The following is a 26,054-nucleotide window of genomic DNA, read 5'->3' as shown; positions in this document are numbered from 1 at the left end:
ATACATGCGGACGCCCCCGGTGTACATCACATGATGTGAACCGGGGGCGCGTGCTCCGGAAATGCGCCCTCGGGCGCCGATGGGGCGCTGGATGCGCGCCCCATCGGGCCGAGCGGGCGGGGTACCCGGACCGTCAGTCGGCCAGCTTGGCCGTCAGGGTGATGGTGGTGCCGGTCAGGGCCTGGCTCACCGGGCAGTTCGCCTTGGCGTCCTCGGCCGCCTTCACGAAACCGGCCTCGTCCAGCCCGGGCACGTCACCGATGACGGTGAGGTGGATGCCGGTGATGCCGGTGCCGGGCTGGAAGGTGACGTCCGCCTGGGTGTCGAGCTTGGCGGGCGGGTTGCCGGCGCCGGCCAGGCCGTGCGAGAGGGCCATCGAGAAGCAGGCGGAGTGCGCGGCGGCGATGAGCTCCTCCGGGCTGGTCTTGCCGTTCGCCGCCTCTGCGCGGGCCGGCCAGGAGACCGGGTACTCGCCGATGCCGGACGACGCGAAGGTCACCTGGCCCTTGCCGTCGAGCAGGTTGCCTTCCCACGCGGTGCGGGCGGTGCGGGTGGTTGCCACGATCGGTACCTCCGTTACTGAGGAACTGCTGGTTCGTCACGTCCGGTCATGCGGCGCCCAGCCTACGGGCAGGCCGGGGGCCTGCCACAAGTAGCGCACCGGGCGGTCGCGGCCGAAAATCCCCCGGCGATCCCTTGGTGATCCCCCGGCGACCCCCCGGCCGTCCGGGTGGCCGGAGCCCTCCGTTCCCGGCTCGCCCCGCTCCCGGTCCGCTCCCGCCCCGCTACCGGCTCCGGACCGGTCCGGCGGCCGTCCGGGACGAGGTCCGTATTGTGGACGGATGGGCCAAATGGTGCGGGCCCGTGCCGGGCTCCCTGTTAGATTTGCCCGGGCCCGAGCCCGGCCGCCGCAGGCCGGGTGTCAGACCGAGAGAGCCGCGGAGCTTCCCCGATGACGGACCACCCCACGACCCCCGACGCCGGACTGCCCGAGGGGGTCGACGACGCCGTGCGGGCCGAGCTGACCAGCCTGCGCGAGAGCATCGACAACATCGACGCCGCGGTGGTCCACATGCTGGCCGAGCGCTTCAAGGCGACCCAGCGGGTCGGCCGGCTCAAGGCCGAGCACAAGCTGCCGCCGGCCGACCCGGCGCGCGAGCGCACCCAGATCAAGCGGCTGCGCGAGCTGGCCGCCGGCGCGCACCTGGACCCGGTGTTCGCGGAGAAGTTCCTCAACTTCATCATCGCCGAGGTCATCCGCCACCACGAGGCCATCGCGAGTGACGCCGTGACCACCGGGGACGCCCCCGCCTGACGGTCCACCTGGGACGGCCCGCCGGGCGGAGGCCCGCCCACCCGGGGCTCCGAGGGCTTCGAGGGCTTCGGGAGCACCGGGACCACCGGGGGCCGTACGACGGGATCGTGTCCGGTCCGGGGGATGTCGGGCAGGGGTAAACGTCCGATTTCGCCTGGATCCCCGGGTGGCGTAGCGTGCAGGTTCCCCCGCAGCCGGAGAGTGGAGCAGCGACCATGGCGGTGAACCTGCCCGATACGCGCGGCGGAGACACCGGGGCCGGTGCCGCCGCCCCGGTCGGGGGCCGGGCCGAGGCCCGGCGGGCCCGCCGCGCGGCCGAGGGGCGCAGGACGCCGAAGGCCAGGCGCCCCGGACGGCGGCAGCGCCCCTGGTGGATCGAGATCCCGGCGATGGCGGCGGTCGGACTGGTGGTCGCGCTGCTGATCAAGACCTGCCTGTTCCAGGTGTTCACGATCCCCTCGGGGTCGATGGAGAACACCCTGCGGGTCGGTGACCGGGTCGGCGTCAACAAGCTCGCCCCGTTGACCGGCTGGGAGCCGGAGCCGGGGCAGCCGGTGGTGTTCAAGGACCCGGGCGACTGGCTCCCGCCGCAGCCGACCGACGGGAACCCCGTCACCAACGCGCTGGGCTCGGTGCTCGGCTTCGTCGGCCTGGTGCCGCCGAAGGACGACAACTACCTGGTCAAGCGGGTCATCGCGACCGGCGGGCAGACCGTCCAGTGCTCGGGCAGCACGCTGACCGTCAACGGCGCGAAGGTCGACGAGCCGTACCTCCACCCCGGGGACGACTCCTGCGCCGGGCTGGACTTCGGCCCGGTGACGGTGCCCCAGGGGTACGTCTGGGTCGAGGGCGACCACCGCAGCGACTCCGCCGACTCGCGGTACCACCAACGCGGCCCCGGTGGCGGGGCCGTGCCGGTGGGCAACGTGGTCGGCCCGGTGTCGGCCGTCGTGTGGCCGCTCGGTCACCTCGACTGGTTCGGCTGGGTCGGCCGCTGATCCCGGCCCCGGCCCCGTCCGGGCACGGCCGCTGCCGCTGCCGCTGCCGCTGTCTCGGCCCCGGCCCCGGCCCCGGCCTCCTTCTCGGCGGCGCGCGCGAGCCGCTCGCCGAGCGCCGTCGCCCCGGCCGGCCCCGACGAGTCCGCCGGACCCGAGGCCTCCGCCGGCGCTGAAACCCCCGCGGAACCCTCCGCCCCCGTCTCGGCGGGCTTGCTCGCCTGGGCGGCGAACGCCCCGGCCAGGACCAGCAGACCGCCGGCCACCTGCGGCAGCCCGAGATGCTCGCCGAGCAGCACCCAGGCCAGCACGGTGGCCACGACGGCCTCCAGGTTGGCCACCACCCCGGCGATCGGCGGCGACAGGTGCCGGACGGCGACGACGCCGGTCAGGTAGGCGAGCACGGTCGCGATCAGGACCATCCAGGCGGCCGGGATCAGTGCGGGCAGGGAGTGCCCGTTCATCACCACGTCCCCGCCGAGCCGGCCCCAGTCGGCCTCCCAGGGGCGGGTCAGGGCGGTGAGCACGATCGAGCCGATGAGCAGGCCGTACGCGCTGACGGCGATCGGGTCGACCGGGCGGTCGCCCCGGCTGCCGGCGTCCGCGAGCACGAAGTAGCCGACCTGGCAGCAGGCCGCCCCCAGGGCGAACAGGACGCCGACCGCGTCGAAGCTCAGGCCGTTCCAGACCTCGACCACGCAGGCGAGGCCGGCGACGGCGACCCCGGCGCCGATCGCGGCGCCCCGGCTGATCGGCCGGCGCTGGACGAACCGCACGTAGCCGATGAGCAGCGGCGGGCCGAGGTACTCGATCAGCAGCGCGACCCCGACCGGGATCCGGGAGATCGCCGCGAAGTAGCAGGCCTGGACGCCGGCCACGGCGAGCAGGCCGAAGCCGATGAGCAGGCCGGGCCGCCGCAGCACGGCGTCGCGGTGGCGGTAGGCCAGCGGCAGCAGGACGACGGCGGCGCCGGTCACCCGGAGCCAGACCACGTGCTGGGGTGACAGCCCGGCCTCGATCAGCGGTTTGGCCGCGGTGCCGGAGCCGCCGAAGGCGAACGCGGAGACGAGCGCGAGGGTGAGGCCGAGGGTCCGGCCGGGGGCGCTGACGAGTGGGGCTTTTGAGCTGTGCACCGACGAATTGTGACAGTCGTACCGGTGATTCGGTAAGGGGTCATTCCGTCATTCGGTCCTGCCCCGCACCGTCCGCGATCGCGGGCCTACCCCGTGGTCGCGTCCGTCCCGGTCCCGCCGGTGCCGCCGGTCCCACCCGTGCCGCCGGTGGGCTGCGGGGCCGGGGTCGGCCCGGTGGTCGGGGCGGTGGTCGGTGCGGGCGTCCTGGTCGGTTTGGTGGTCGGCTGCGGCGTCGCGGGCTGGGTGGGCGTCGCGGTCGCGCCGCCGGTGGGCTGCGGAGCCGTGGTCGGACCGGTGGTCGGTGCCGTCGTCGGCGCGGTGGACGGCGTCGAGCCCGAGCCCGAGCCGGACCCGCCGGAGGAATTGGACCCGTTCCCGCCCTGGCCCGCCTGCGGCGACGGCTCGGCGGACGGCGTCGCCGACGGGGCGGCGGAACCCGCGCCGGTCGGGCCGGCCGAGGGGGTGGCGGGGCTGGTCGGCACCGAGGCGCCGCGCGAGTCGTCCGAGCCCGACGGCGCGGGGAAGTCGGCGACCGGCTGGCCCTTCAGCGCGGCCTTCATGTAGCTGGTCCAGATCTGCGCGGGGAACTGGCCGCCCGCCGCGCCGTCCATCCCGCCGGTGCCGCTGAGGCTGACCTGCGTGCCGGTGCCCGGCTCCTGGCCGAACAGCGCGACCGAGGTGACCAGCTCGGGGGTGTAGCCGACGAACCAGACCGACCGCTGCTCGTCCGTCGTACCGGTCTTGCCGGCCGCCGGACGGCCCAGCGACTTCGCCCGCCACCCGGTGCCGCCCGGGTCGGTCACCACGCCCTGGAGCATCGCGGTGACCTCACGCGCGGTCTGCTCGCTGATCGCCTGGGTGCTCTTGTGCGCGGGCAGTGCGATCGGCTCGCCCTCGTGGTCCACCGCCTGCACGAGCCACGGGGTGATCTGCTTGCCGCCGTTGTCGAGGGTGGCGTACACGCCGGCCATGTCGAGCACGCTCGGGGTGGAGGTGCCCAGCGGGATCGACGGCACCGCGTCCAGTTCGGGGGTGTTGCTGGGCAGGCCGAGGGCGATCGCGGTGTCCCGCACCTTCGCCAGCCCGGTGTCCTGGGCGAGCTGGGTGAAGGCCGAGTTCACCGACCAGTCGGTGGCCTGCTGGAGGGTGATCTGGCCGTAGCTCTTGTTCCCCTCGTTCGGCGCCGCGTAGGGGGTGCCCTTCCCGCCGCGGACCTTGCGGCCGCTGGTGCCGTCGTAGACGGTGCGCGGGGTGATGGTCTGACCGGACTGGGTCTTGGCGTCGTTCTCCAGTGCCGCCGCCAGCGCGATCGGCTTGAAGGTCGAGCCCGCCTGGTAGTCCCGCCGGGTCGCGTTGTCGACGTAGTGCTTGGTGTAGTCGACCCCGCCGTACAGGGCGACCACGGCCCCGGTCTTCGGGTCCACCGAGACGGCGCCGGGCTGGACGACGGCGTCCTGCTTCCGCTTCTCCGGGTTGAGGGTGTCGTGCAGCTGGGTCTGGACCGCGTCCTCCAGGGCCTGCTGGCGGTTGGGGTCGACGGTCAGCTTGATCGTGTAGCCGCCCTTGGCGAGCTCCGCCTCGTTGATGATCTGGTTGGTGGTGAGGTACTCGGTCGCGGCGTTCACCAGGTAGCCGGCCTGGCCGGAGAGCCCCAGCTGCGACTGCGGGTCCTTGACCTCGGGGAAGGTCGTGGCGGCCCGCTCCTCGGCGGACAGCCAGCCCTCCTTCACCATGCCGTCGAGCACGTAGTTCCAGCGGTTGACCGCGTTCTGCTTGCCCGCCGGGGTGGCGGTGGCCACGTCGTAGGCGCTCGGCGCGTTCAGCAGGGCGGCCAGGTAGGCGCCCTGGGCGGCGGAGAGCTGGGCGGCGTCGACACCGAAGTACTGCTGGGCGGCGGCCTGGATGCCGTACGCGCCGCGCCCGTAGTAGGAGGTGTTGAGGTAGCTGGAGAGGATCTCGTCCTTGCTCTCGGTGGCGTCCACCTTGATCGCGATGAAGAGTTCCTTCACCTTGCGGGTGATCGACTGCTTCTGGCTCAGGTACGTGTTCTTCACGTACTGCTGGGTGATGGTGGAGCCGCCCTGGGTGCCCTCGCCCTTGGCCGTGTTGACGGCGGCGCGGACCAGGCCGGGTATGTTGACGGCGCCCTCGTGGTAGAAGTTCCGGTCCTCGGCGGCCAGCGTGGCGTGCTGCGCGGCGGGGGAGACCTTGTCGAGGCCGACGTTCTGCCGGTTGGTCTGGCCGGTCCGGGCGATCACCGAGCCGTCCTGGTAGAGCCAGGTGTTGCTCTGGGCGGTGGCGGCGGCGTGCGCGTCCGGCACCTTCACCAGCGCGATGCCGAGGGCGAACAGGCCGACGCCGAGCAGCAGCGCCGCGACCGAGCCGGCCAGGGTCATCCGCCAGGTCGGGATCAGCCGGCGCCAGCCGGTGCGCCGCGGATGGCGGGCCTTGCTCTTCCGGGTGCGCTGCGCGCCGCCAAGGGCGTTTCGGGACAAGAGCGGCGGCCTTTCGGTGCGGCGGGCAGGCGGCTGTGCGGGCGGCTCGGACGGGCGGGACCGTGCCGGCTCCGGCTCGCACAGACGGGATGGTCGGCGTTCGGGGAACTTTGTCCCATTTCCGGTTTACAGCCCAGAACGCGCCGAAGGTACCGGTTGGCTCCACTGCAACGGGAAGCGAGACCGACATCACACGCAAATCGGGCGTCAATGGGCAGCAAAAAGCCGGAGAGCCCCTCGTTGAATACGAGAGGCTCCCCGGTGTCGGTGCGCCGCCAGGGACTCGAACCCCGGACCCGCTGATTAAGAGTCAGCTGCTCTAACCAACTGAGCTAGCGGCGCCTGCTGACGTGGAAAACAATACACGCTTCCGGAGGTGCCTCGAACCACGTGCGGTGTCACCGGCTCCGGAGCGACTCTCCGCTGTCCGTTTCCGCCCGGTTGGGGTGGAGTTTCCTGCCGGTTAGGGTGGAACCGTGCCCAGCTCCCAGCCCGGCCGCCGGACGGTTCGGCTCACCACCGCCGTCGCCGGCCTGCTGCTGCTCAGTGCGGTGGCGTACACCGCATGGGTCCTGGAGGTGGTGCTCAGCACCGGCCTCGACCCGGTCCAGGCGTACCTCAGCGAGCTCGCCGCCGAGGACCAGCCGCTCGGCGGCCTGTTCCGGGCCACCGACCTGGTCGCCGGACTCGCGGTACTCGCGGGCGCCACCCTCGCGCCGCTCGCCTTCCACACCTCCGCCGGGTCCCGAACCGCCCGGCCCCGAATCGCCCGGCCCCGAATCGCCCGGCCCCGAATCGCCGGGCCCCGAACCGCCGCCGGACCCGGCGCGCCCGGCCGCACCCGCCCCCGGCGGGCCTGGGCGGTGGTCGGCTGGGCCGCGCTCGCCCTGTTCGGCGCGGCCACCGCCGCCGACTCCCGGCTGCCGCTGAGCTGCGCCCCGACCAGCGACGAGATGTGCGCCGCCCGGGAGACCGCCGGCCTGGTCCCCGCCACCCACACCGCGCACGCCGTGACCAGCAGCCTGGCCATGGTCGGCGCGCTCACCGGGCTCACCGCGCTCACCGTCGCCGCCCGGCGCTACGGCTGGTGGCCGCCGGTGCGCCGGTACGGGCCGTGGCTGCTGGGCGCCGAGCTGCTCGCCACCGGGTGGAGCCTGAGCGCCATCGCCGCCTTCGAGGCCGGGCACGGCACCTGGGCGCTCGGCGCCGGCCAACGCCTCCAGGTGCTGCTGGTCGCCCTCTGGCTGGCCCTGCTGGCGACCGCGCTCCTCGCCGCCCGGACCGACCCCGAGGGCCGGGCCGCCCTCGAAGCGCCCGGCGCGGCCGCCCCGGCCCCCACGACGCCCCCCACGACGACCCCCACGTCGGCCACGACCGAGGCCCCGCCCCGGCCCGAGGGGAGGGGGTCGGCATGACGGACGCCCACGACGCCTCGGCCGGTACCGCCGCCTTCCGGCGCGTCGACGGCATCCCGCTGCACGTCCGGGTCGGGGGCCGGGGCCCGGTCTGCCTGCTCACCGGCGGACTCGGCAGCAGCTGGTTCGACTGGGACCTCGTCGTCCCCTTCCTCGCCCCGTACCGCACGGTGGTCCGCTTCGACCGCCCCGGCTACGGCCTGAGCGCGCCCGAGCCGGCCACCCGCCCCGTCCCGACCGCCGCCGGGGAGGCGCACCGGATCCGGGCCGTCCTGGACTCGCTCGGCCTGCACGGTCCGTGCACGGTGGCGGGCCACTCGCTCGCGGCGTTCCACGTCGAGGCCTTCGCCCGGCTCCACCCGGAGCGGACCGCCGGGCTGGTCCTGCTGGACGGCAGCGTCGAGCCGGACCCGCGCCCGCGCCCTTCCCCGGCCCTGCGCGACCTCGCGGCGCGCGCGGCCGCCAGCGCGGCCACCGCCGCCGCCGTGCCGTACCTGCTCGGACCCACCGTGCGCCGGCTGGTCGCCCGGGCCGGGACGGTCCGGCGCGAGGACCTCGCCCCCGCGCCGCTGGTCCGGCACTGCTACCGCACCGGGCGGTCGCTGCGCGCGCTGCTCCGGGAGAACACCCACTACCTGGACATGGCCGCCGAACTGGCCGGACTGCGCCGCAGCACCCCGCTGCCGGACGGCCTGCCGGTCACCGTGCTCGCCGCCGACGACGGCCTGCACGGGCGTCGGACGGAGGAGTGGCTGGCCGCCCAGCGGGAGCTCGCCGCGCTGCTCGGCGCCGAGTACCGCAGCACCGCCCCGGCGGGGCACCTGCTGATGTTCGACCGGCCGGACGCGGTGGCCTCGGCCGTCCTGGACACCGTCCGCTGAACGTGGGGCAGGCCGGTGGAGCAGCGGGCCCGGTCAGCCCCCGCCGGAGTTGTCCGCCGAGACCACCCGCCGGACGGCCTGGGCGATCGGCAGGTCCTTGGCCACCTGCCCGGCGGCCTTCCGGAGCCCGGCGTGCTGCCGTCCGGGGTAGAGCCGCCGGTCCAACTGGCCCGCCCAGAGCAGGCCGGCCAGCTGCCGGTCCCGCTCGGGCAGACCCGCGCCCGCCGTCCCGGACGCCCGGCCCTCCTGCCCGGACCGGCCCTCCTGCCCGAACCTGCCCTCCGGTTCCGGCCGTCCATCCGGTCCGGACCGGCCGCTCGGCCCCGAACGGCCGGCCACGGCGGCCAGGCCGGCGCCGATCCGGTCGGCGATCTCCTGTCCGGCGGTGGCCCGGACCGGTATCCGGGCCCGGTACGGCACCAGCAGGATCCGGCGCCGCTCGACGGTCAGCACGCCCTCGGCGACCAGTCGCTCGCGGAAGTACCGGACCGCCGCCGCCCGGGGGACCTGCCGCACGGCGGCGTCCAGCCCGAGCCGGCGCCCCTTGCGCGCCCGGTCCAGCCGGGCGAGCACGTCGGCGCCGATCTCGTCGCGGGGGCCGAGCGGCTGGAAGCCGGTGATCAGCCGGCCCTCGACGGTGAGCCCGCCGGTCAGCAGCAGCTCGGCGATGACCGCGCCCGCGATCACCCGCTGGAACGCGGCGGAGGAGACCCGCAGCAGCCCCTGCTCCGGATCGGTGCACAGCAGCACCAGTTCCTCCGGGAGCGAGAGCCCGCCGGGCGGGACGGGGTCGGGTGGAACGGCCTCGAACGGGACGGCGTCGAACGGAGCCATGGCGACACGACCTCCGGAAGCGAGGGCGGAGCCCCGGGGTCGACGTGCCGAGGGCCGGGGACGCCGGGGACCGAACGCCCTCAAACTACCCACCGGCACGGCCGTACAACGCCGAAGGGCCCCCTCGCTGATGCGAGAGGGCCCTTCGACCGTCGGTGCGCCGCCAGGGACTCGAACCCCGGACCCGCTGATTAAGAGTCAGCTGCTCTAACCAACTGAGCTAGCGGCGCCTGCTGACCTGGAAGACATTACACGCAGTCGGTCCGATCCGCCGAATCGCCACCATGTGGTCACTGAACGTGACCGTTTGGGGTATCCGTCAGCGGGTGACGGGCAGCCGGGCCAGGAAGACCTTGAAGGCCTCGGGCTGGATCGAGCTCAGCCCGTCGAAGGGGTAGTTCAGCTCCTTCACCACGATCAGGGCCACGCAGATCATCGCGGTCATGATGAGCACCATCGTGGTGTGCAGGCGCAGGCTGGAGACGCTGAACAGGAAGGTGAAGCCGATCGTCAGCACCGCGCCGAGGATCAGCGGGGCCCAGAGCAGGGGCGGGACGGCGTCCTGGATCTGGGTGAGCCGGGAGCGGCGTTCGGTGGCGAGGCCCTCGACGTGGCTCAGGGCGTGCTCGTACTGGATCTGCTGGAGGGTGTCGGCGGGCCGGAGGGCGTTGACGGTGTCCCGGATCCGGTACACCAGGGCGGTGGCCTCCGGGTCGCTGCGCTGGCCGTCCGCCATCATCGACCACTCCCGGTCGATGACGGTGTGTGCGTACTCCAGGGTCAGGTCGGTCAGCCGGGTGCCCTCGGGGCCGGGGAACTGACGGGAGTTCCAGTACAGGCCGGCCAGGTGGTCGGCCTCGCGGAAGGTGGTGTCGCGGGCGGCGTCGGCGGCCTCCCAGACCACGATCACCACGAAGCCCAGCAGCACCGCGTAGAGCACGCCGACCATCGCGAAGATGGCGCCGGCCACCTCGTTGCTCGGGGCCCGGCCCTTGCCCGGGGGACGGCGGGGCAGCAGACGGAGGCCCAGGGCGACGACGGCCAGGGTGCCGTACAGGATCGTCAGGTTGGACCACGTCATAGCAGCAGTTGTCGCACGGTGGCCGGGGGTCTGCCAGACGGGCGTCCGCTGTTCGGCGGCGAGGAGGACGGGAGGAGGACAGCGGGAGGACGGGAGTGGGAAATCGGACCGGCCGACTTCCCACTCCGCGTGGAACCCGCTCCCCGCGGAACCCGCGCCGCCCCGGTCAGCCCTCCGGGAAGTGGCAGGCGGCCTGGTGGTCGACGCGCTCCCCGCCGGGGCCCGCCGTCAGCGGCGGGGCCTCCGTCTCGCAGCGGCCGCGCGCCGCCGCCTCGCCGAGCCCCGCGTAGACGGGGCAGCGGGCCCGGAACGGGCAGCCGGTGTGCCGGACGGTGGGCGAGGGCGGGTCGCCGGCGAGCAGGACGCGGGTCCGGGCGCGTTCGGCGGCCGGGTCCGGCAGCGGGACGGCGGAGAGCAGCGCCCGGGTGTACGGGTGCCGGGGGCGGTCGAAGACGGCGGACACCTCGCCCTGTTCGACGGTCCGCCCCAGGTACATCACGCTGACCCGGTCGGCGAGGTGCCGGATCACCGAGAGGTCGTGCGAGACGAAGAGGTAGGAGAGGCCCAGCTCGGCCTTGAGCGACTGGAGCAGGTTGAGCACGCCGGCCTGGATGGAGACGTCCAGCGCGGAGACCGGCTCGTCGAGCACCAGCAGCTTCGGCCGGACGGCCAGCGCGCGGGCGATCGAGATCCGCTGCCGCTGCCCGCCGGAGAACTGGTGCGGGTAGCGGACGGCGTGGGCCGGGTCGAGGCCCACCTGCCGGAGGAGTTCGGGCACTCGGTGGGCGATGTCCTCCTTCGCCGCCCGCTGGGCGCGCAGCGGTTCGGCGACGATGTCGCCGACCGGCATCCGGGGGTCGAGGCTGGCCATCGGGTCCTGGAAGACGATCTGCACCTCGGCCCGCAGCCGGTGGGCCTCGGCGCGGGAGAGCCCGGTGGTGTCGCGGCCGAGCAGCTCGATCCGGCCGGACTCGGGGGCGGCCAGCCGCAGCAGTTCGAACAGGGTGGTGGACTTGCCGGAGCCGGACTCGCCGACCATGCCGAGCGTCTCGCCCTCCCGGATCGACAGTTCGACGCCGTCCACCGCGTACACCGAGCCGACCCGGCGCTTGAGCACGGTGCCCTTGAGCAGGGGGAAGGTCTTGGTGAGCCCGCCGACCTCCAGGACGGGCGCGCGGTCGGCGCGCGGGACCTCGGCGCCGGCGGCGGCCGGGAGCTCGGGGACGGGGTAGACCTCGGCGGGCGCGGGCCGTCGTTCGGCCAGCTCGTCGGCCCGGACGCAGGCGGCCAGGTGGACACCGGAGCCCGAGCCGGAGCCCGAGCCGGAGCCCGAGCCGGAGCCCGGGTCGGAACCGCCCGAACCGCCCCCGGCCAGCGGCGGCTCGGCCGTGCGGCACCGGTCCTCGACCAGCGGGCAGCGGGCGGCGAACGGGCAGCCCGCCGGCAGCGCGCCCATCGGCGCGGGCGTGCCGGGGATCGGCACCAGCGGCCCGCGCCGCCCGTCCAGCCGGGGCACCGCGCCGATCAGGCCGAGCGTGTAGGGGTGCCGGGGCGCGGCGAACAGTTCGTCGACGCCGGCCGTCTCGACCACCCGTCCGGCGTACATCACCGCGACCCGGTCGGCCATCCCGGCGATCACGCCGAGGTCGTGGCTGACCAGGACGAGGGCGGCGCCGGTCTCGCGCTGGGCGGTCCGCAGCACGTCGAGCACCTGGGCCTGGATGGTGACGTCGAGGGCGGTGGTGGGTTCGTCGGCGAGCAGGACGTCGGGGTCGTTGGCGACCGCCATGGCGATCATGGCGCGCTGCCGCATGCCGCCGGAGAACTCGTGCGGGAAGCTGTCGAGGGCGCGCTCGGGGGCAGGGATGCCGACCAGGTCGAGCAGTTCGGCGGCCCGCTTGCGGGCGGCGGCCCGGTCGAGGCCGGGCTGGTGGATGCGGAGCGCCTCGACCAGCTGGTCGCCGATCCGGTAGACGGGGGTGAAGGCGGAGAGCGGGTCCTGGAAGACCATGGCGATCCGTCGGCCGCGGACGGCGGCGAGTTCGCGTCCGGGCAGGCCGACGAGTTCGCGCCCGTCCAGCCGGACCGAGCCGTGGACGCGGGCGGTGCCGGGCAGCAGGCCGAGCACGGCGAGCGCGGTGACGGACTTGCCGGAGCCGGACTCGCCGACGATGCCGAGGGTCTCGCCGCGCCGCAGGGTGAGGTCGACGCCGCGGACGGCGGGGACGGGGGCGGCGCCGCGCGGGCCGGTGAAGTCGACCCGCAGGTCCCGGACGTGCAGCAGCGGGGCGTCGACGGTGGTGGTCATGCGGGGGTCTCCTTCCCGCGGGCGGGGCGGCCGGCGCGGGTCGAGCGTCGGCGCCGGGGGCGTCGGGCGGCTTCGGCGGTGGGGTCGAGGGCGTCGCGCAGCCCGTCCCCGATCAGGTTGACGGCCAGCACGAAGAGCACCAGCAGCCCGGCGGCGAAGTAGAACAGCCAGGGGAAGACGGGTGCCTCGCTGGTTCCGGCGGCGAGCAGGGTGCCGAGCGAGACGTCGGGCGCCTTGACGCCGAAGCCGAAGTAGGAGAGCGCGGTCTCGCTCATCACGGCGCCGCCGACGGCGATGGTGGCGTCGATGATGAGGAAGGAGGCGACGTTCGGCAGGATGTGCCGGGTGATGATCCGCAGCGGGTGGACGCCCATGAACTGGGCGGCGCGGACGAACTCGCGCTCGCGCAGCGAGATGGTCATCGAGCGGATCACCCGGGCCGTGATCATCCAGTTGAACAGGGCGAGCAGCAGCACGAAGGCGAGCCAGCCGGCGCCCTTCAGCCGGGGCGAGATGATCGTGATGATCAGGAAGCTGGGGAAGACCAGCATGAGGTCGACCAGGAACATCAGCAGCCGGTCGGTCCAGCCGCCGAAGTAGCCGGCGCAGGCGCCGACCACGGAGGCCAGCACGGTCGAGAACAGCGCCACCAGCAGCCCGATGACCAGCGACTTCTGCAGCCCGCGGATGGTCTGCGCGAAGACGTCCTGGCCGACCCCGTTGGTGCCGAACCAGTGGCTGCCGGAGGGGGGTTGGCGCAGCGCGGTGTAGTCGGGGGTGGCGTAGTCCCAGGGGGTGAGGTACTGGCCGCCGAAGGCGAGGACGAACAGCAGCAGGACGACGACGGCGCCGACCAGCGCCCAGCGGGCGGCGAGCAGGCGGGCGAGCACGAGCCGGCCCCGGCCGGTCGGCTCGGGGCGCCCGGGGGCGGCGGCGGCAACGGGAGTGGGAGCGGGCTCCAGGGGCTCCGAGGGCTCCGCGGTCACGGCGGTCACAGGGCTTCTCCTCCGGTCAGGACCGCACGCGCGGGTCGAGGGCGGCGTGCAGGGTGTCGGCGAGGAAGCCGGAGGCGAGCACCACGACCGCGGCGAACAGGTTGACCGCGACGACCGCGTTGACGTCCTGTTCGTTGATGGACTGGATGAACCATTCGCCCATGCCGTGCCAGCCGAAGATGGTCTCGGTGAAGGCGGCGCCGGTGAAGATGCCGAGGAAGCTGTAGGCGAACATCGTCGACATCGGGATCACCGCGGTCCGCAGCCCGTGCTTGAGCAGGGCGCGGCCCCGGGTGAGGCCCTTGGCCTCGGCGGTGCGCAGGTAGTCGGAGCCGAGCACGTCGAGCATGGTGCCGCGCTGGTAGCGGCTGTAGGTGGCGAGGCCGCCGAGCGCCAGCGAGAGGGTGGGCAGCAGCAGGTGCAGCGACCAGTCGGCGAGGTGGGCGCCGAACCCGCCGGTGAGCCCGGGGGTCTCGTAGCCGGTGAACGGGATGACCTCGTGGCCGACCGCGTCCTTGGCGGCGATGGCGCCGTTCTTGAGGAAGAGCGCGACCAGGAAGACCGGCGTGGAGAGCAGGACGAAGGAGAGGACGGTGAGCAGCCGGTCGGAGATCCGGTACTGGCGCACCGCGCTCCAGGCACCGGCGGCGACGCCGAGGACCATGCCGAGCAGGCTGCCGACCAGCAGCAGCCGCAGCGAGACCCAGATCCGGCGGCGGAAGTCGTCGATCACCGGGGTGTCGTGGATGGTGCGGCCGAGGTCGCCGTGGAGCACGAGGTCGCCGGCCCAGCGGCCGAACCGCTCGACGACCGGGGTGTGGTCGTTCAGGTTGAGGTCGGTGAGCTGGCGCTCGACCGAGGCGGCGGCCGGGCGCGGCACCTTGGCCTCGAAGTAGGTGCGCGGCTGCAGGGCGGCGGCGGCGAGGGCGTACGCCAGGAAGACGGCGGCGACCAGGAGGATCGCGTAGTAGGCGAACCGTTTCGTCAGATAGCGGAGCATCAACGGCCGCCCGGGGTGGGGGCAGGGCCGACGCGTCTGGTGGGCATCGGGGGGTGGCCTTCGGTGGACGGGGGCCCCGGGTCGGGGGGCCGGTGAGGGTGGCGGTCGGGGTGGTGGTCGGGAAACCGCAGGTCAGAGTGTTGCACCGGCGCGCGGCCGGGGTGTTGCGGCTTTGTTGCCTCTTGTTTCGTTTGGATCAGGTGTGAACTCGGCCCCCTGGTACTCGCTCTGAACGGCTGTTACGTTCTGTCCGCCGGCACCGACTTGGCTGCCCACGCTCAAGCCTCGCCACACCTCGCGACGCTCAATTCCCACCGCTCACCTCGCCGAACCCACCCTCGGGGGACCCTCATGGACGCTCTCGCCACGCCCGCGCGCCGGATCGGCCGCGCCGCCGCACTCGCCCTCGCCGTCGGCCTCGCCCTCACCGCGTGCACCTCGGGCGGCGGTGGTTCAGCCGACAACGTGGTCAAGAGCGAGGCGCCGAGACAGGGTTCCAACGACATCAACCCCAAGCCGCTGGAGCAGATCCGCGACGGGGGCGAGGTCAAGTTCCCGCTCTACCAGTGGATCACCCAGTGGAACCCGTTCCAGGTGGACGGCCGCTACGGCGACGCGGTCGACATCATGCGCGTCCTGGAGCCGGAGCTCTTCAAGACCGACGAGACCGGCACCTTCAAGCCGGTCGCCGACTACCTGGTGGACGCCAAGGTCACCTCCACCTCGCCGCAGGTGATCACCTACAAGCTCAACCCCAAGGCCAAGTGGTCGGACGGCAAGCCGCTGAGCTACCTCGACTTCAAGGCCGACTGGGAGGCCAGCAACGGCAAGAAGGACGGCTACAACATCGCCGACTCGGCCGGCTACGAGCTGATCTCCGCGGTCGAGCAGGGCGCCGACCCGGCCGAGGTCAAGGTGACCTTCTCCGAGCCGTACGCGGACTGGCAGAACCTGTTCCGCCCGCTGATCCCGGCCGCCGGGATCGCCACCGCGGACGACTTCAACAAGGGCTGGGTCGACAAGGTCCCGATCACCGCCGGCCCGCTGAAGATCGGCACGGCCGACAAGACCGCGCAGACCCTCACCCTGGTCCCGGACCCGGCCTGGTGGGGCACCAAGCCCAAGCTGGACAAGGTCACCTTCCGGGTGATGTCGCAGTCGGCGACCACCCAGGCCTACCTGAACAACGAGATCGACTTCGCCACCGCGGGCACCGCCACCGCGTACGGGCAGCTCAAGGACGCCAAGGACACCGTGATCCGGTCCGCCAGCCCGTGGGACGAGGTGCACATCTCCTTCGGCGGCGGCGGTCCGCTGGCCGATCAGAAGGTCCGCCAGGCGCTCGGCAAGGCGCTGGACCGCAACGCGCTCATCAAGATCGCCAACAACGGCGTGCCGGTCGAGTTCAAGCCGCTCGGCAACCACATCATCATGCCCAACCAGACCGGCTACCAGGACAACTCCGGCGAGTGGGCCAAGTTCGACCTGGCCGCCGCGAAGAAGGCGCTGGACGAGGCGGGCTGGAAGGAGGCCGGCAGCGGCCAGCCGCGCACCAAGGACGGCCAGGCGCTGTCCCTGCACTGGGTGCTCAACGAGGCCACCCCGCAGGCCCAGGTCGACCTCGCCACCGCCGCCCAGGCGATGTGGCTGGCGGCCGGGGTGAAGGTGGAGGTCGACAAGGTGCCGTCCAACGACTTCTTCACCAAGTACGTCAACGCGGGCAAGTTCGACATCGCCAGCTGGCGCAACACCGACTCGTTCCCGCTCTCCACCAGCCTGACCAACTTCCGCCTGCCGCAGGGCGACAACGTCTTCGGCAACTTCTCCAAGCTGGGCAGCGAGGAGATCGACGGGCTGCTCAAGAAGGCGGCCGGCACGATCGACCCGGCGGAGGCCGCGAAGCTCTACAACCAGGCGGACGCCAAGATCTGGGAGCTCGGCCACACCGTCGAGCTGTACCAGCGGCCGACCGTGGTGGCGTCCCGCAAGGGCCTGGCCAACTACGGGGCGTTCGGCCTGGCGAGCACGGACTACGCCAGGATCGGCTGGGAGAAGTAGCCGCTGACGGCGGAGGATCCACCGCACGACGGACCGCACGGCAGGCGCTGGCGAGCAGCGCGGTGATCACGAGGCCGGTGGTGCGGACACGGGAAGACCGGCGCTGCCGCCCCCGCTGTCCTGCCACCGGCCTTGACCTTCCGCGATGCCCGCAGGCCGCCCGTGTCGTGGGATCCGTCCCCGGACCCGCCCGCTTCGAACCGGGGACGAATCTAGCGGGGTGACCGGGCCGCCGGGGCGTACGGCGCGGCCGGGCCCGGAAACCCGTCGCGCTGTCACCCGGTTCGCGCACCGGGGCGTCAACTCTCGCTGACGACACGGCAAATCGGCCCGGTCCGGGGCAATCGCCGCGCCCCGCAGGGCGGGTGGCGGGCCGACCCCGGCGGTCGTCCCGGGCCGGCGGCGGGGTCGCGTACGGGGTCGCGTACGGGGGCGAGTACGGGGGCGAGTACGGGGCTGCGGTCCGGGCCGCGTCGGGGCCGTTTCCCCGGACGGTCCGGGGCCGCGCCGGTGCGGGCGGCGGTGCGTGCGCGGGGCCCGGCCCGCTGCCAGGATGCGGCGGGTACAGCCCGCCCGTCCGGAGCCCGGAGACCCGCCGATGAGCAGCGATTCCGCCGCCGCCCCCCGCCCGCACCCCGTCGACCCGCGCCCGGTGCGCCGGATGGTCCCGCGCAGCCGGGACGAGCCGCACCGGGTCGCCACCCCGCTGGAGCTCTTCTTCGACCTCTGTTTCGTGGTCGCCGTCGGCCAGGCCGGCCGGGAGCTCGCCCACGACCTCGCCGAGGGGCACTGGGGCGACGGCCTGACCGGGTACGTCCTGGCCTTCTTCGCCATCTGGTGGGCCTGGATGAATTTCACCTGGTTCGCCTCCGCGTACGACTGCGACGACGTCCCGTACCGGGTCACCACCCTGGTCCAGATCGCCGGGGTGCTGATCCTCGCGGCCGGTGTGCCCAGGCTGTTCGGCGAACAGGACCTGGTGCTGGCGGTGGTCGGCTACATGGTGATGCGGCTGGCCATGGTGACCCAGTGGCTGCGCGCGGCGGCCGCCGAGGAGGGCGCGGCGCGCGCGGTGGCGCTGCGCTACGCGGTCGGGATCACGCTCTGCCAGATCGGCTGGGGCGTGGTGCTGGCGCTGCCGGAGGGGGCGCGCCCGGTGGTGATCCCGCTGGGCGTGCTGGCCGAGCTGGCCGTCCCGGCCGTCGCCGAACTGCGGTTCCAGACCACCTGGCACCCGCACCACATCGCCGAGCGGTACGGCCTGTTCACGCTGATCGTGCTCGGTGAGACGGTGGCGGCGGCGACCGTGGCGGTGCAGTCCGCGGTGGACGAGCATGAGGGTCTCGGTCGGCTGCTGCCGGTCGCGGCCGGCGGTCTGCTGATCTGCTTCTCGGCCTGGTGGATCTACTTCGCCCGGCCGGTCCACGAGCACCTGCGCGGCAACCGGCAGGCCTTCCTCTGGGGTTACGGCCACTACCTGGTGTTCGGCGCGGCGGCCGCGATCGGCTCCGGGCTGGAGGTCGCGGTGGAGTCGGCGGTGCACAAGGCGCACGTCTCCGAGACGGCCGCCACCGCCACGGTGACCGTCCCGACCGCGCTCTACCTGTTCACCGTCTGGCTGCTGCACTCCCGGCACGTCAAGACCGGCCCGGCCCAGGCGCTGCTGCCGGTGGCCGCGGCCGCGGTGCTCGCCTGCACGGCGGCGGGCGGGGACGGGGTGCTGGCGGCGGGCCTGGTGAGCGCGGCCACGGTGGCGGTCGGGGTGGCGCTGCACGCCCGGGAGCGCTGAGCGGCACCGGACCGCCGCGCCGCCCGTCCGTCCGTCCGCCCGCCCGCCGGCTCGCCCGCCCGTCCGCCCGGAGTCACCGGTGGACGGGCGGCGCGGCGTCAGCGGCGGCCCAGGACGGCGGCCCGGCGCGGTGGAGCGGACCCCTGCGGCTGCCCGTCGCGGGGGTGCTCCTCGGCCCGGACCTCGTCGACCGGCCCGACCGTCCCGACCGGCCCGACCGTCCCGGGTGGGCCGGTGGCCCCGGTCGGTCCGCGTGCCTCGGGCGGGCCGGGCGGCGGGCCGAGCAGGTCCCGGAGGGTCTCGTCGTGGCCGGCCAGCCAGCACCGGTACGCGGGGCTGGCCTGGGCGAGGTCGAGGTAGGCCGCCCGCAGCTCCTGGTACAACGCCTCACCGGCCGGAGGGCCGAGCGCGCGCGGCCGCCAGACCAGCAGCAGCCGGACGGCGAGCGGGTCGCCGCGCAGCCGCCGCACGACGGTGCCGGGGCCGGGGACGGAGGTCGGCTGGCAGGGGCGGACCGCCTCGCCGGAGGCGACCAGTTCGGCGGCGGTGGCGTTGTCCCCGACCTGGACCACCCGCGGATTGAGCCCGGCGGCGCGGAACACCCGGCGCATCGCCGCGTACTCGTGGTCGGCGGTCGGGTCCACCATCCAGGTGTCCCCGGCGAGTTCGGCCAGCGCGACCTGCGACCGGGCGGCCGCCGGGTGGCCGGCCGCGAGCGCGACGAACTGCGGCTCCCGGGCCAGCAGCACCCGGTGCTCGGCGTCCGGGGGCAGCCGCAGCGGGAAGCCCTCGCTCTCGTGCACGAAGGCGACGTCCAGCTGGTCGCCGGCGATCATGCGGAGCAGGGCGTTGGCCGAGATGTCGACCTGGATCGTGGTGTCGGTCTCCGGCAGCCGCTCGTGCACCCGGCGCAGCCAGGCCGCCACCGCCCGGCTGCCGACGCTGCCGATCCGCAGCCGCCGGGCCCGTTCGCCCCCGGCCGCCTCGCGGGCCTCCTGGCGGGCGGCGGCGACCAGCGCGGCCATCTCGGCGATCACCGGCCTGGCCCGGGACAGCACCGAGTGGCCGAGCGCGGTGGGCCGGCTGCCGGTCTGCTCCCGGGTGAACAGCGTTCCGCCGACGGCCCGTTCGATCCGGTGCAGCTGGGTGGTGAGGGACGGCTGGGTCATGCCGAGCTGCAGCGCGGCCTTGCGGAGGCTGCCGGAGTCGGCGATCGCGCACAGCACCCGCAGGTGTCTCACGTCGAGCTCCACATCGGGAGCGTAACGGTCGAAACGGTATGACGCCAGGGACATGACAGGCCATCGGGTCGGCAGGGGCGTGACGGAGGCGCCGCGGGAGGCTCCGGAACGGACGCCGGAACGGGCTCCGCACGGGGCGCCGGAAGGGCCCGGAAGTGCCCGTGGCAACCCCGGTGATTGCTTCGTGCTATCGCCGGTTGACATCATCCGCCGGGCCGCCGGCCTGGCCGAAGCTCTGGGGCAGCAAGCATTCATCCGATGCCCGCGGCCCGGCCCCCACCGAGCCGCGACGCACTCGCGAATCGGAGCCCCCACATGAACCGCATTTCGCGGACGCTCTCCGCCGCGCTCGGCCTGGCGCTCGCCGCCGGGGTGGCCGCCCTGCCCACCGCCGCCACCGCCGCTCCCGTGACCGCCCCCGCCACCGGTGCCTCCGCGCAGCACTACACCCCGGGCACCGCCGCGGCGGACGCCGGGAAGACCGCCGGCAAGACCGCCGGCAAGGCGGACAACCAGGCGTTCTACGACGCCGTGATGAAGTCCGCGCGGGCCAAGCAGGCCGCCGCCCCGTTCCTGAAGGCCGTGGTGGTGACCTACGACCCGAGCAACGCGCCGTCCTTCGCCGGGCAGATCTCCCAGAGCGCGCAGATCTGGAACGGCTCGGTCGCCAACGTCCGCCTCCAGGCCGGCTCCAACGCGGACTTCGACTACTACGAGGGCGACGACCCGAGCAACGGCTCCTACGCCAGCACCGACGGCCACGGCCGCGGCTACATCTTCCTCGACTACACCCAGAACCAGCAGTACTCCTCGCTGCGGGTCGTCGCGCACGAGACCGGGCACGTGCTGGGCCTGCCCGACCACTACTCGGGCCCGTGCAGCGAGCTGATGTCCGGCGGCGGCCCCGGCCCGTCCTGCACCAACCCGTACCCGAACAGCACCGAGCGCAGCCGGGTCAACTCCCTCTGGCGCTACGGCCTGGCCGGCTGACGGCCCCCGGAACCCACTCCGGCGAACCCCTGACGAGCCCGACCGGACGACCCCCTCCGGCCGGCCGGGCGGCGCGCGCCCAATCCGCGCGGCAACTCCGGCACCACCCCACGCGGCACCGCCGCACGCACCACCAGCGCACGCACCACCAGCGCGTGCGGCGCACCGCCGCACGCGCCACCCCCACCCCTCCACTCCGTGACGGGAGCCCCCCACATGAACCGAGTCTCGCGTACGCTCTCCGCCGCCCTCGGCCTGGCGCTCGCCACCGGCCTGGCCGCGCTGCCCACCACGGCCGTCGCCGCGCCGGTCCAGGGCTACACGGCCGCCGCCACCGGCTACTCCGCCTCGGCCGCCGAGGACGCCGACAACCAGGCCTTCTACGAGGCCGTGATGAAGTCCGCGCTGGCCAAGAAGGCCGCCAACCCCTACCTCAAGGCCGTCACCGTCACCTACGACGCCAGCAGCGCGCCCACCTTCCGCAACCAGATCGCCCAGAGCGCGCAGATCTGGAACAGCTCGGTCGCCAACGTCCAGCTGCGGGCCGGTTCGCCCGCCGACTTCCGCTACCGCGAGGGCAACGACTCGCGCGGCTCCTACGCCAGCACCGACGGCCACGGCCGCGGCTTCATCTTCCTCGACTACGCGCAGAACCGGCAGTACTCCTCGCTGCGGGTGGTCGCGCACGAGACCGGGCACGTGCTGGGCCTGCCCGACCACTACTCGGGCCCGTGCAGCGAGCTGATGTCCGGCGGCGGCCCCGGCACCTCCTGCACCAACCCGAACCCGAACAGCGCCGAGCGCAGCCGCGTCAACTCCCTCTGGGCGCGCGGCTGATCCCTCCGCACCGCATCGGACGGCCCGGCCGCCGGCACCCCGGCGGCCGGGCCGCCCCACGCGCGTGCCCGCCAAGGGCCTGTCCGGCGGATCCGGCCAGGCCCGCGACGCCTGAGCACGCACCTCGCCGCGTTGTCGTCGGTCGCCGATGCTCCGCATGGACTCCCTCCTCCGCCTTGCGATGCACGCACTCAGACGCCGCGACCTGATCCGACCGGATCCGCCGGACAGGCCCTGCGGCGACCCCGAGCAGGGCCGGCGGTGCGCGCCCCACCGTGTCACCGCCGCGCCCGCTCGCGCCCGGCCCGCCCCCGGCGGGCCGGACACCCCGAGCAGTCGCGCACCCCCGGCGTTGTCGGTGCCGCGTGCGAGCATGCGGACGAGGAACCGTCCGCCGCCGACCGCGAGGTGCCGCCCGCCATGCCCAAGTCCGTCCCCGACCGCCTCGAAGACCTGCCCTACGCCGACCACCTGAGCCCGCACACCGGCCCGCTGCGCGGCGACGCGCGCTACGACACCGTCCACTTCGACGGCGGCGAGTACACCGACCAGTCGGCGGCCGGCGCGACCTTCCTGGAGTGCGCCTTCAGCGGCGTCGCGCTGAGCGGGGTGAAGCTCCGCCAGGCCCGGTTCAACGAGGCCTGGGTGCAGGCCGGCCGCTGGGTGGCCTGCGACCTCGCCGGCGCCGAGTGGCAGGACGTCACCGTCATCGGAGGCGTGCTGGCCGGCGTCACCGCGCACGGCTCGGCGCTGCGCCGGACGGTCTTCCGCGGCTGCAAGCTGGAGGCGGTCAACCTGCGCGCCGCCGCGCTGCGCGACGTCGTCTTCGAGGACTGCCTGCTGCGCGACGTCGACTTCGGCGACGCCCGGCTCACCGACGTGGCCTTCCCCGGCTCCACCCTGGAGGAGGTCCGGCTGCGCGGCGCCACCCTGACCAGGACCGACCTGCGCGGCGCCGTCTCGCTGGGCCTGCCCGACGGCCACCAGGGCCTGCGCGGCGCGCTGATCAGCTCCACCCAACTCCTCGAACTGGCCCCCCAGTTCGCCCAGGCCCTGGGGATCACCGTGAAGGACTGAACACCCCGCCCCGGCCCCCCGTTCAGCCGACGGTCGTTCGGTGACGGGCGGGCGAACAGTCCGCCAACCCTGCCGCGCGCCCCTGGTGGGGGCGGGCGGGCCGGTGGAGGATGCTGCGCGATCGAGTGGGCCCCGACTTGTGTGCACAACATCGCCGCACAACATCCGCCAGTGAAGGGACGGGCTGGGCTGATGGCCGAGCTGAGCCGTAGGAAGTTCGTGACGCTGTCCGGCGCCGCCGCCGCGGGCCTCGCGGTGGCCGGAGCCGGCACCGCCGGCGCGGGCGCCGCCCCCGCCAAGGCCGCCGAGACGGCCGCCGGGACGGTCGCCGACAGCACCGGAGTGGCGCCCTCGGCGGCGCTGTCACAGACCGGCACCATCGCCGACGCGCGGCACGTCGTCATCCTCATGCAGGAGAACCGCAGCTTCGACCACTACTTCGGCATGCTGCGCGGTGTCCGCGGCTTCGCGGACCGCTCCGCCATCCAGATCGCCGGCGGCTACTCCGTCTTCAACCAGCCCAACGGCCTGGGCCGCCAGTACCCGTGGCAGTTCAGCCTCACCAAGCCGGCCGGCGGCGCCGACCCGGAGCGCCTGGCCCAGTGCAACGGCGACCTCGCCCACGGTTGGGGTGATCAGCACCGGGCCTGGAACGGCGGCAAGATGGACTCCTGGGTGGCGGCCAAGGGCAACAACCGCCCGCTCGGCTTCCTCACCCGCCAGGACATCCCGTTCCACTACGCGCTCGCCGAGAACTGGACCATCGCCGACGCCTACTTCTGCTCGGTGCTGAGCGCCACCGGCCCCAACCGCACCTACCACTGGTCCGGCCAGATCGACCCGGCCGGCGCCGCGGGCGGCCCGGCCTACGACGGCGGCGACGAGAAGGGCCTGCGCTGGCAGACCTACGCCGAGGCGCTGGAGAACGCCGGCGTCAGCTGGAAGGTCTACCAGAACGCCGCCGACAACTACGGCGACAACGCCCTGGCCTACTTCACCCAGTTCGCGAACGCGCCGGCCGGCAGCCCGCTCGCCGTCAAGGGCATGGGCTCGGTGCCCAAGGTCACCGGGAAGACCCCGGACGACATCATCGCCGCGCTCAAGGCCGACGTGCAGGCCGGCACCCTCCCGCAGGTCTCCTGGATCGTCCCCAACCAGGAGGTCTCCGAGCACCCGTACGCCACCCCGGCCGACGGCGCGCACTTCGTCCACCGGGTGATCGACGCGCTCAACGCCGACCCGGACGTCTTCAACTCCAGCGTGCTGTTCCTCAACTACGACGAGAACGACGGCTTCTTCGACCACGTCCCGCCGCCCGCCGCCCCGGCCGGCACCCCGGGCGAGTTCTACAACGGCACCAACATCGGCCTGGGCTTCCGCGTCCCGCTGATCGCCGTCTCGCCGTGGACCCGCGGCGGCTGGGTCTCCTCCGAGGTCTTCGACCACACCTCGGTGCTGCGCTTCCTGGAGAAGTGGACCGCCGCCCTCGGCAAGCCCGCCGCCTGCGTCAACATCAGCGACTGGCGCCGGCGGGTCTGCGGCGACCTCACCGGCCTGTTCGACTTCGCCAACCCGGTGTACGGCCTGCCCGCGCTGCCCGACACGGCCGGCGCGGTGGTCGGCATGTCCAGCTGCGGCCCGCTGCCCAACCCGGCGCCGGTCGACAACAAGCTGCCCGCCCAGGAGACCGGCACCCGCCCGGCCCGCGCCCTGCCCTACCAGCCGAACGCCAACCTGGACCGGCTGGAGTACGGCTCGGCCGGGGCGATCAAGGTCTGGCTGAAGATGGCCAACGAGGGCGCCACCGCCGCGAAGTCCGCCCACTTCGCCGCCTACGCCAACGCCTACCGCGGCGGCGGCCCCTGGCAGTACACCGTCGACCCGGGCGGCAACCAGAGCGACTTCTTCAACTGCGGCACCGGCTACGGCGGCGGCCAGTACGACCTGAGCGTGGTCGGCCCCAACCGCTTCCTGCGCCGCTTCAAGGGCGACGCCACCAAGGCCGGCAAGAACGCCGCCGTCACCGCCTCCTACGCGGTCGAGCCGGGGACGGGCAGGCTCGCGCTCTACCTCAAGCTCGCCAACACCGGCGGCACCGCGCTGACCTTCACCGTCACCTCCACCAACTACCGCACCGACGGCCCGTGGACGTACCAGGTGCCGGCCGGCGGCAGCGTCAGCGACTTCTTCAACGCCGTCGCCTACACCAACGGCTGGTACGACTTCACCGTCACCGTGGACGCGGACAGCACCTGGTCGCAGCGGTTCACCGGCCACCTGGAGACCGGCGCCGCCAGCGTCAGCGGCTGAGCGCCGCCGCTCACCGGCCCCGGGGGAACCACGGATCGTGGACCTCCCGGGGCCCGTCCGGCGTCAGCAGGGTGAGCGTCGGCGGCGCGGCCGCGTACTCGGCCAGCAGCACCGCGCCGTGCCGGGTCTCCAGCTCCGCCTGCACCGGCACCCGCAGCCGGCTCAGCGCCCGCCGCAACTGCAGCGCGTCCCGCCGGCTGACCGGCTGCGGCGCGCGCAGCACCAGCCGCAGCGGGCTCAGCGGACCGGCCACCGGCTCGCCGGTCGCCAACTCGTAGCCGATCGCGCCGATCGGCCCCCAGGCCAGCCGGTGGTCCATGACCAGCTGCCCGACCAGCGGCAGCACCACCAGCGCCGGGACGGCCGCCACCCGCTCCGCCGGCAGCAGCCCGATCCGGCCCGGCAACTGCTCCGGGCGCAGCGTGCGGGCCACCGCCGCGCGCGGCGCCAGCGCGTCCAGGCGCTGCCCGCGCTCGGGGCCGCGCACCGTCACCGGCAGCCAGGTCTCCGGCGTGGCCGACACGTCCCGGGTGCAGCGCACCGGGTGCGGGGTGTCGGCGGGCGCGCCGACCAGGGCCGACGCCCGTCCGACCGTCACCCACGGGTGCGCCCGCAGCACCTGGCGCGCCCAGTCCGGCAGCGCGCCGCCGCCGAGCGGGCGCAGCGAGCTCGGGCACTGCACCAGGAGCAGGTCGTGGACGCCGGGCAGCCGCCCGTCGAGCGCGGCCAGCGGTCCGACCAGGCGGCGCGGTCCGCCGTGCAGTTCCTCGCTCGGACGGGGGACGTGGGGGCGGGCGGCGACGGTCACGGCGGGCTCCAGGGGTGGGATCGGGACCGGCTGACGACTCCACCCTCCCCCCGCCCCACCGGGGTGACTACGGCCTTTCGACGCCTCCACCCGGGACCAAGGACTCAACGCCCCCGACACCACCCCGACACCGCCGGGCCCCGGGGGGCCGGGCCGCCGGTCATGTAGCGGATGCGGGCGGGGCGTGGCGGTGTGAGAGTGGGGGCAGCCCGGAATTCGTCCGGAGGAGGAGTCATGGGCATCTTCGACAGGTTCCGCCACAGGGCGCCGCACGCCGCCGAGGAGGCCGCCGCCCAGCGCGCCGCCCTCGCGCACGACGAGGCCGCCGACGCGTTCAGCGTCGAGGCGGAGAAGGCCCGGGAGGCCCGGGAGAGTGCCGCGATCAGCGAGCAGGAGGCCGAGGAGCGGGCTCGCGCGGACATGACGGCCGAGGGCGACCCCTGGGGCTGACCACCCCGCCCGGATCACCCCTGAGGGGCGCGCCCGCCGCCG

21 protein-coding genes and 2 tRNA genes are annotated in these 26,054 nt (G+C 74.1%); 11 read left to right on the top strand and 12 right to left on the bottom strand.

The genetic code is table 11. The features are described 5' to 3' along the window. Positions 1-133: 133 nt before the first annotated feature. Positions 134-562 carry an OsmC family protein gene (locus AB0N76_RS02655; protein WP_363552359.1) on the bottom strand — a complete coding sequence of 143 codons (429 nt, stop codon included), beginning with the start codon at positions 560-562 and terminating at the stop codon, positions 134-136. 390 nt (positions 563-952) lie between these two features. Here AB0N76_RS02655 and AB0N76_RS02650 point away from each other — a divergent pair, with 390 nt between their 5' ends. Together AB0N76_RS02650 and lepB are read left to right on the top strand one after the other, a co-directional pair. Next, positions 953-1,315 carry a chorismate mutase gene (locus tag AB0N76_RS02650; RefSeq protein WP_363552357.1) on the top strand — a complete coding sequence of 121 codons (363 nt, stop codon included), beginning with the start codon at positions 953-955 and terminating at the stop codon, positions 1,313-1,315. 215 nt (positions 1,316-1,530) lie between these two features. Continuing rightward, positions 1,531-2,313, top strand: coding sequence for a signal peptidase I (lepB, locus tag AB0N76_RS02645; RefSeq protein ID WP_363552355.1), 783 nt, complete (start codon positions 1,531-1,533; stop codon positions 2,311-2,313). Here lepB and AB0N76_RS02640 read toward each other — a convergent pair. The 3 genes from AB0N76_RS02640 to AB0N76_RS02630 all read right to left on the bottom strand — a co-directional run bounded on the left by AB0N76_RS02640 (position 2,280) and on the right by AB0N76_RS02630 (position 6,280). Continuing rightward, complete coding sequence (locus tag AB0N76_RS02640) at positions 2,280-3,443, bottom strand: EamA family transporter (protein ID WP_363552353.1); 1,164 nt, start codon at positions 3,441-3,443, stop codon at positions 2,280-2,282. The genes lepB and AB0N76_RS02640 overlap by 34 nt on opposite strands. Positions 3,444-3,529: 86 nt before the next feature. Then, positions 3,530-5,938: a transglycosylase domain-containing protein gene (locus AB0N76_RS02635; protein WP_363552351.1), complete on the bottom strand. Its 2,409-nt coding sequence runs from the start codon at positions 5,936-5,938 to the stop codon at positions 3,530-3,532. 268 nt (positions 5,939-6,206) lie between these two features. Next, a tRNA-Lys gene (locus tag AB0N76_RS02630) sits at positions 6,207-6,280 on the bottom strand. Positions 6,281-6,471: 191 nt separating this feature from the next. Here AB0N76_RS02630 and AB0N76_RS02625 point away from each other — a divergent pair. Beyond that, positions 6,472-7,353 carry a DUF998 domain-containing protein gene (locus AB0N76_RS02625; protein ID WP_363552653.1) on the top strand — a complete coding sequence of 294 codons (882 nt, stop codon included), beginning with the start codon at positions 6,472-6,474 and terminating at the stop codon, positions 7,351-7,353. Further along, the gene (locus tag AB0N76_RS02620) at positions 7,350-8,234 is read left to right on the top strand and encodes an alpha/beta hydrolase (RefSeq protein ID WP_363552349.1); all 885 of its coding nucleotides are present in this window, start codon (positions 7,350-7,352) and stop codon (positions 8,232-8,234) included. The genes AB0N76_RS02625 and AB0N76_RS02620 overlap by 4 nt, the downstream gene beginning before the upstream one ends. 33 nt (positions 8,235-8,267) lie before the next feature. Here the strand turns inward: AB0N76_RS02620 and AB0N76_RS02615 are convergent, their stop codons facing one another. The 6 genes from AB0N76_RS02615 to AB0N76_RS02590 form a co-directional block, all read right to left on the bottom strand. Next, on the bottom strand, positions 8,268-9,068 hold the full coding sequence (locus tag AB0N76_RS02615; RefSeq protein ID WP_363552347.1) for a GPP34 family phosphoprotein: 801 nt from the start codon (positions 9,066-9,068) through the stop codon (positions 8,268-8,270). Positions 9,069-9,224: 156 nt separating this feature from the next. Continuing rightward, positions 9,225-9,298: transfer RNA gene (locus AB0N76_RS02610), tRNA-Lys, on the bottom strand. Between the two features lie 89 nt (positions 9,299-9,387). Continuing rightward, complete coding sequence (locus AB0N76_RS02605; protein ID WP_363552345.1) at positions 9,388-10,149, bottom strand: DUF4239 domain-containing protein; 762 nt, start codon at positions 10,147-10,149, stop codon at positions 9,388-9,390. Between the two features lie 166 nt (positions 10,150-10,315). Beyond that, positions 10,316-12,457: a dipeptide ABC transporter ATP-binding protein gene (locus AB0N76_RS02600; RefSeq protein ID WP_363552343.1), complete on the bottom strand. Its 2,142-nt coding sequence runs from the start codon at positions 12,455-12,457 to the stop codon at positions 10,316-10,318. Next, complete coding sequence (locus AB0N76_RS02595; RefSeq protein WP_363552651.1) at positions 12,454-13,347, bottom strand: ABC transporter permease; 894 nt, start codon at positions 13,345-13,347, stop codon at positions 12,454-12,456. Before AB0N76_RS02595 ends, AB0N76_RS02600 begins: the two co-directional genes overlap by 4 nt. Positions 13,348-13,468: 121 nt before the next feature. Beyond that, positions 13,469-14,452, bottom strand: a complete 984-nt coding sequence (locus AB0N76_RS02590; RefSeq protein ID WP_363552341.1) for an ABC transporter permease — start codon at positions 14,450-14,452, stop codon at positions 13,469-13,471. Positions 14,453-14,803: 351 nt separating this feature from the next. Between AB0N76_RS02590 and AB0N76_RS02585 the strand changes: the two genes are divergently transcribed. Together AB0N76_RS02585 and AB0N76_RS02580 are read left to right on the top strand one after the other, a co-directional pair. After that, positions 14,804-16,510 carry an ABC transporter family substrate-binding protein gene (locus AB0N76_RS02585; protein ID WP_363552339.1) on the top strand — a complete coding sequence of 569 codons (1,707 nt, stop codon included), beginning with the start codon at positions 14,804-14,806 and terminating at the stop codon, positions 16,508-16,510. A 598-nt stretch (positions 16,511-17,108) separates the two neighbouring features. Beyond that, positions 17,109-18,299 carry a low temperature requirement protein A gene (locus AB0N76_RS02580; protein ID WP_363552337.1) on the top strand — a complete coding sequence of 397 codons (1,191 nt, stop codon included), beginning with the start codon at positions 17,109-17,111 and terminating at the stop codon, positions 18,297-18,299. Between the two features lie 98 nt (positions 18,300-18,397). On the opposite strand, the gene AB0N76_RS02575 is transcribed toward AB0N76_RS02580, so the two are convergent. Next, the gene (locus AB0N76_RS02575) at positions 18,398-19,594 is read right to left on the bottom strand and encodes a LysR family transcriptional regulator (RefSeq protein WP_363552335.1); all 1,197 of its coding nucleotides are present in this window, start codon (positions 19,592-19,594) and stop codon (positions 18,398-18,400) included. A gap of 261 nt (positions 19,595-19,855) precedes the next feature. Here AB0N76_RS02575 and snpA (AB0N76_RS02570) point away from each other — a divergent pair, with 261 nt between their 5' ends. The 4 genes from snpA (AB0N76_RS02570) (at position 19,856) to AB0N76_RS02555 (ending at position 24,754) form a co-directional block, all read left to right on the top strand. Beyond that, entirely contained in the window at positions 19,856-20,530 is a 675-nt protein-coding gene (snpA, locus tag AB0N76_RS02570) for a snapalysin (protein WP_363552333.1), read from the top strand. Between the two features lie 216 nt (positions 20,531-20,746). Further along, positions 20,747-21,367 carry a snapalysin gene (gene snpA, locus AB0N76_RS02565; protein ID WP_363552330.1) on the top strand — a complete coding sequence of 207 codons (621 nt, stop codon included), beginning with the start codon at positions 20,747-20,749 and terminating at the stop codon, positions 21,365-21,367. 420 nt (positions 21,368-21,787) lie between these two features. Continuing rightward, positions 21,788-22,444 carry a pentapeptide repeat-containing protein gene (locus tag AB0N76_RS02560; RefSeq protein ID WP_363552328.1) on the top strand — a complete coding sequence of 219 codons (657 nt, stop codon included), beginning with the start codon at positions 21,788-21,790 and terminating at the stop codon, positions 22,442-22,444. A 192-nt stretch (positions 22,445-22,636) separates the two neighbouring features. After that, positions 22,637-24,754 carry a phosphocholine-specific phospholipase C gene (locus tag AB0N76_RS02555; protein ID WP_363552326.1) on the top strand — a complete coding sequence of 706 codons (2,118 nt, stop codon included), beginning with the start codon at positions 22,637-22,639 and terminating at the stop codon, positions 24,752-24,754. 10 nt (positions 24,755-24,764) lie between these two features. Here the strand turns inward: AB0N76_RS02555 and AB0N76_RS02550 are convergent, their stop codons facing one another. Further along, on the bottom strand, positions 24,765-25,562 hold the full coding sequence (locus AB0N76_RS02550) for a phosphoribosyl-dephospho-CoA transferase MdcG domain-containing protein (RefSeq protein ID WP_363552324.1): 798 nt from the start codon (positions 25,560-25,562) through the stop codon (positions 24,765-24,767). A 234-nt stretch (positions 25,563-25,796) separates the two neighbouring features. Between AB0N76_RS02550 and AB0N76_RS02545 the strand changes: the two genes are divergently transcribed. Next, the gene (locus AB0N76_RS02545; RefSeq protein ID WP_363552322.1) at positions 25,797-26,012 is read left to right on the top strand and encodes a hypothetical protein; all 216 of its coding nucleotides are present in this window, start codon (positions 25,797-25,799) and stop codon (positions 26,010-26,012) included. The last annotated feature ends 42 nt before the right edge of the window (positions 26,013-26,054 follow it).

This window comes from Kitasatospora sp. NPDC093806 (assembly GCF_040683335.1).
Taxonomy (GTDB): domain Bacteria; phylum Actinomycetota; class Actinomycetes; order Streptomycetales; family Streptomycetaceae; genus Kitasatospora.
Note: the sequence above shows the minus strand (reverse complement) of the source record. Positions and strands in the feature narration are given on the sequence as shown.

Coding starts and splice junctions, on each gene's coding strand:
- AB0N76_RS02650 (WP_363552357.1), top strand. CDS start 953: ATGACGGACCACCCCACGACCCCCGACGCCGGACTGCCCGAGGGGGTC.
- lepB (WP_363552355.1), top strand. CDS start 1,531: ATGGCGGTGAACCTGCCCGATACGCGCGGCGGAGACACCGGGGCCGGT.
- AB0N76_RS02620 (WP_363552349.1), top strand. CDS start 7,350: ATGACGGACGCCCACGACGCCTCGGCCGGTACCGCCGCCTTCCGGCGC.
- AB0N76_RS02615 (WP_363552347.1), bottom strand. CDS start 9,068: ATGGCTCCGTTCGACGCCGTCCCGTTCGAGGCCGTTCCACCCGACCCC.
- AB0N76_RS02605 (WP_363552345.1), bottom strand. CDS start 10,149: ATGACGTGGTCCAACCTGACGATCCTGTACGGCACCCTGGCCGTCGTC.
- AB0N76_RS02600 (WP_363552343.1), bottom strand. CDS start 12,457: ATGACCACCACCGTCGACGCCCCGCTGCTGCACGTCCGGGACCTGCGG.
- AB0N76_RS02590 (WP_363552341.1), bottom strand. CDS start 14,452: ATGCTCCGCTATCTGACGAAACGGTTCGCCTACTACGCGATCCTCCTG.
- AB0N76_RS02585 (WP_363552339.1), top strand. CDS start 14,804: ATGGACGCTCTCGCCACGCCCGCGCGCCGGATCGGCCGCGCCGCCGCA.
- AB0N76_RS02580 (WP_363552337.1), top strand. CDS start 17,109: ATGAGCAGCGATTCCGCCGCCGCCCCCCGCCCGCACCCCGTCGACCCG.
- AB0N76_RS02575 (WP_363552335.1), bottom strand. CDS start 19,594: ATGTCCCTGGCGTCATACCGTTTCGACCGTTACGCTCCCGATGTGGAG.
- snpA (WP_363552333.1), top strand. CDS start 19,856: ATGAACCGCATTTCGCGGACGCTCTCCGCCGCGCTCGGCCTGGCGCTC.
- snpA (WP_363552330.1), top strand. CDS start 20,747: ATGAACCGAGTCTCGCGTACGCTCTCCGCCGCCCTCGGCCTGGCGCTC.
- AB0N76_RS02560 (WP_363552328.1), top strand. CDS start 21,788: ATGCCCAAGTCCGTCCCCGACCGCCTCGAAGACCTGCCCTACGCCGAC.
- AB0N76_RS02555 (WP_363552326.1), top strand. CDS start 22,637: ATGGCCGAGCTGAGCCGTAGGAAGTTCGTGACGCTGTCCGGCGCCGCC.
- AB0N76_RS02545 (WP_363552322.1), top strand. CDS start 25,797: ATGGGCATCTTCGACAGGTTCCGCCACAGGGCGCCGCACGCCGCCGAG.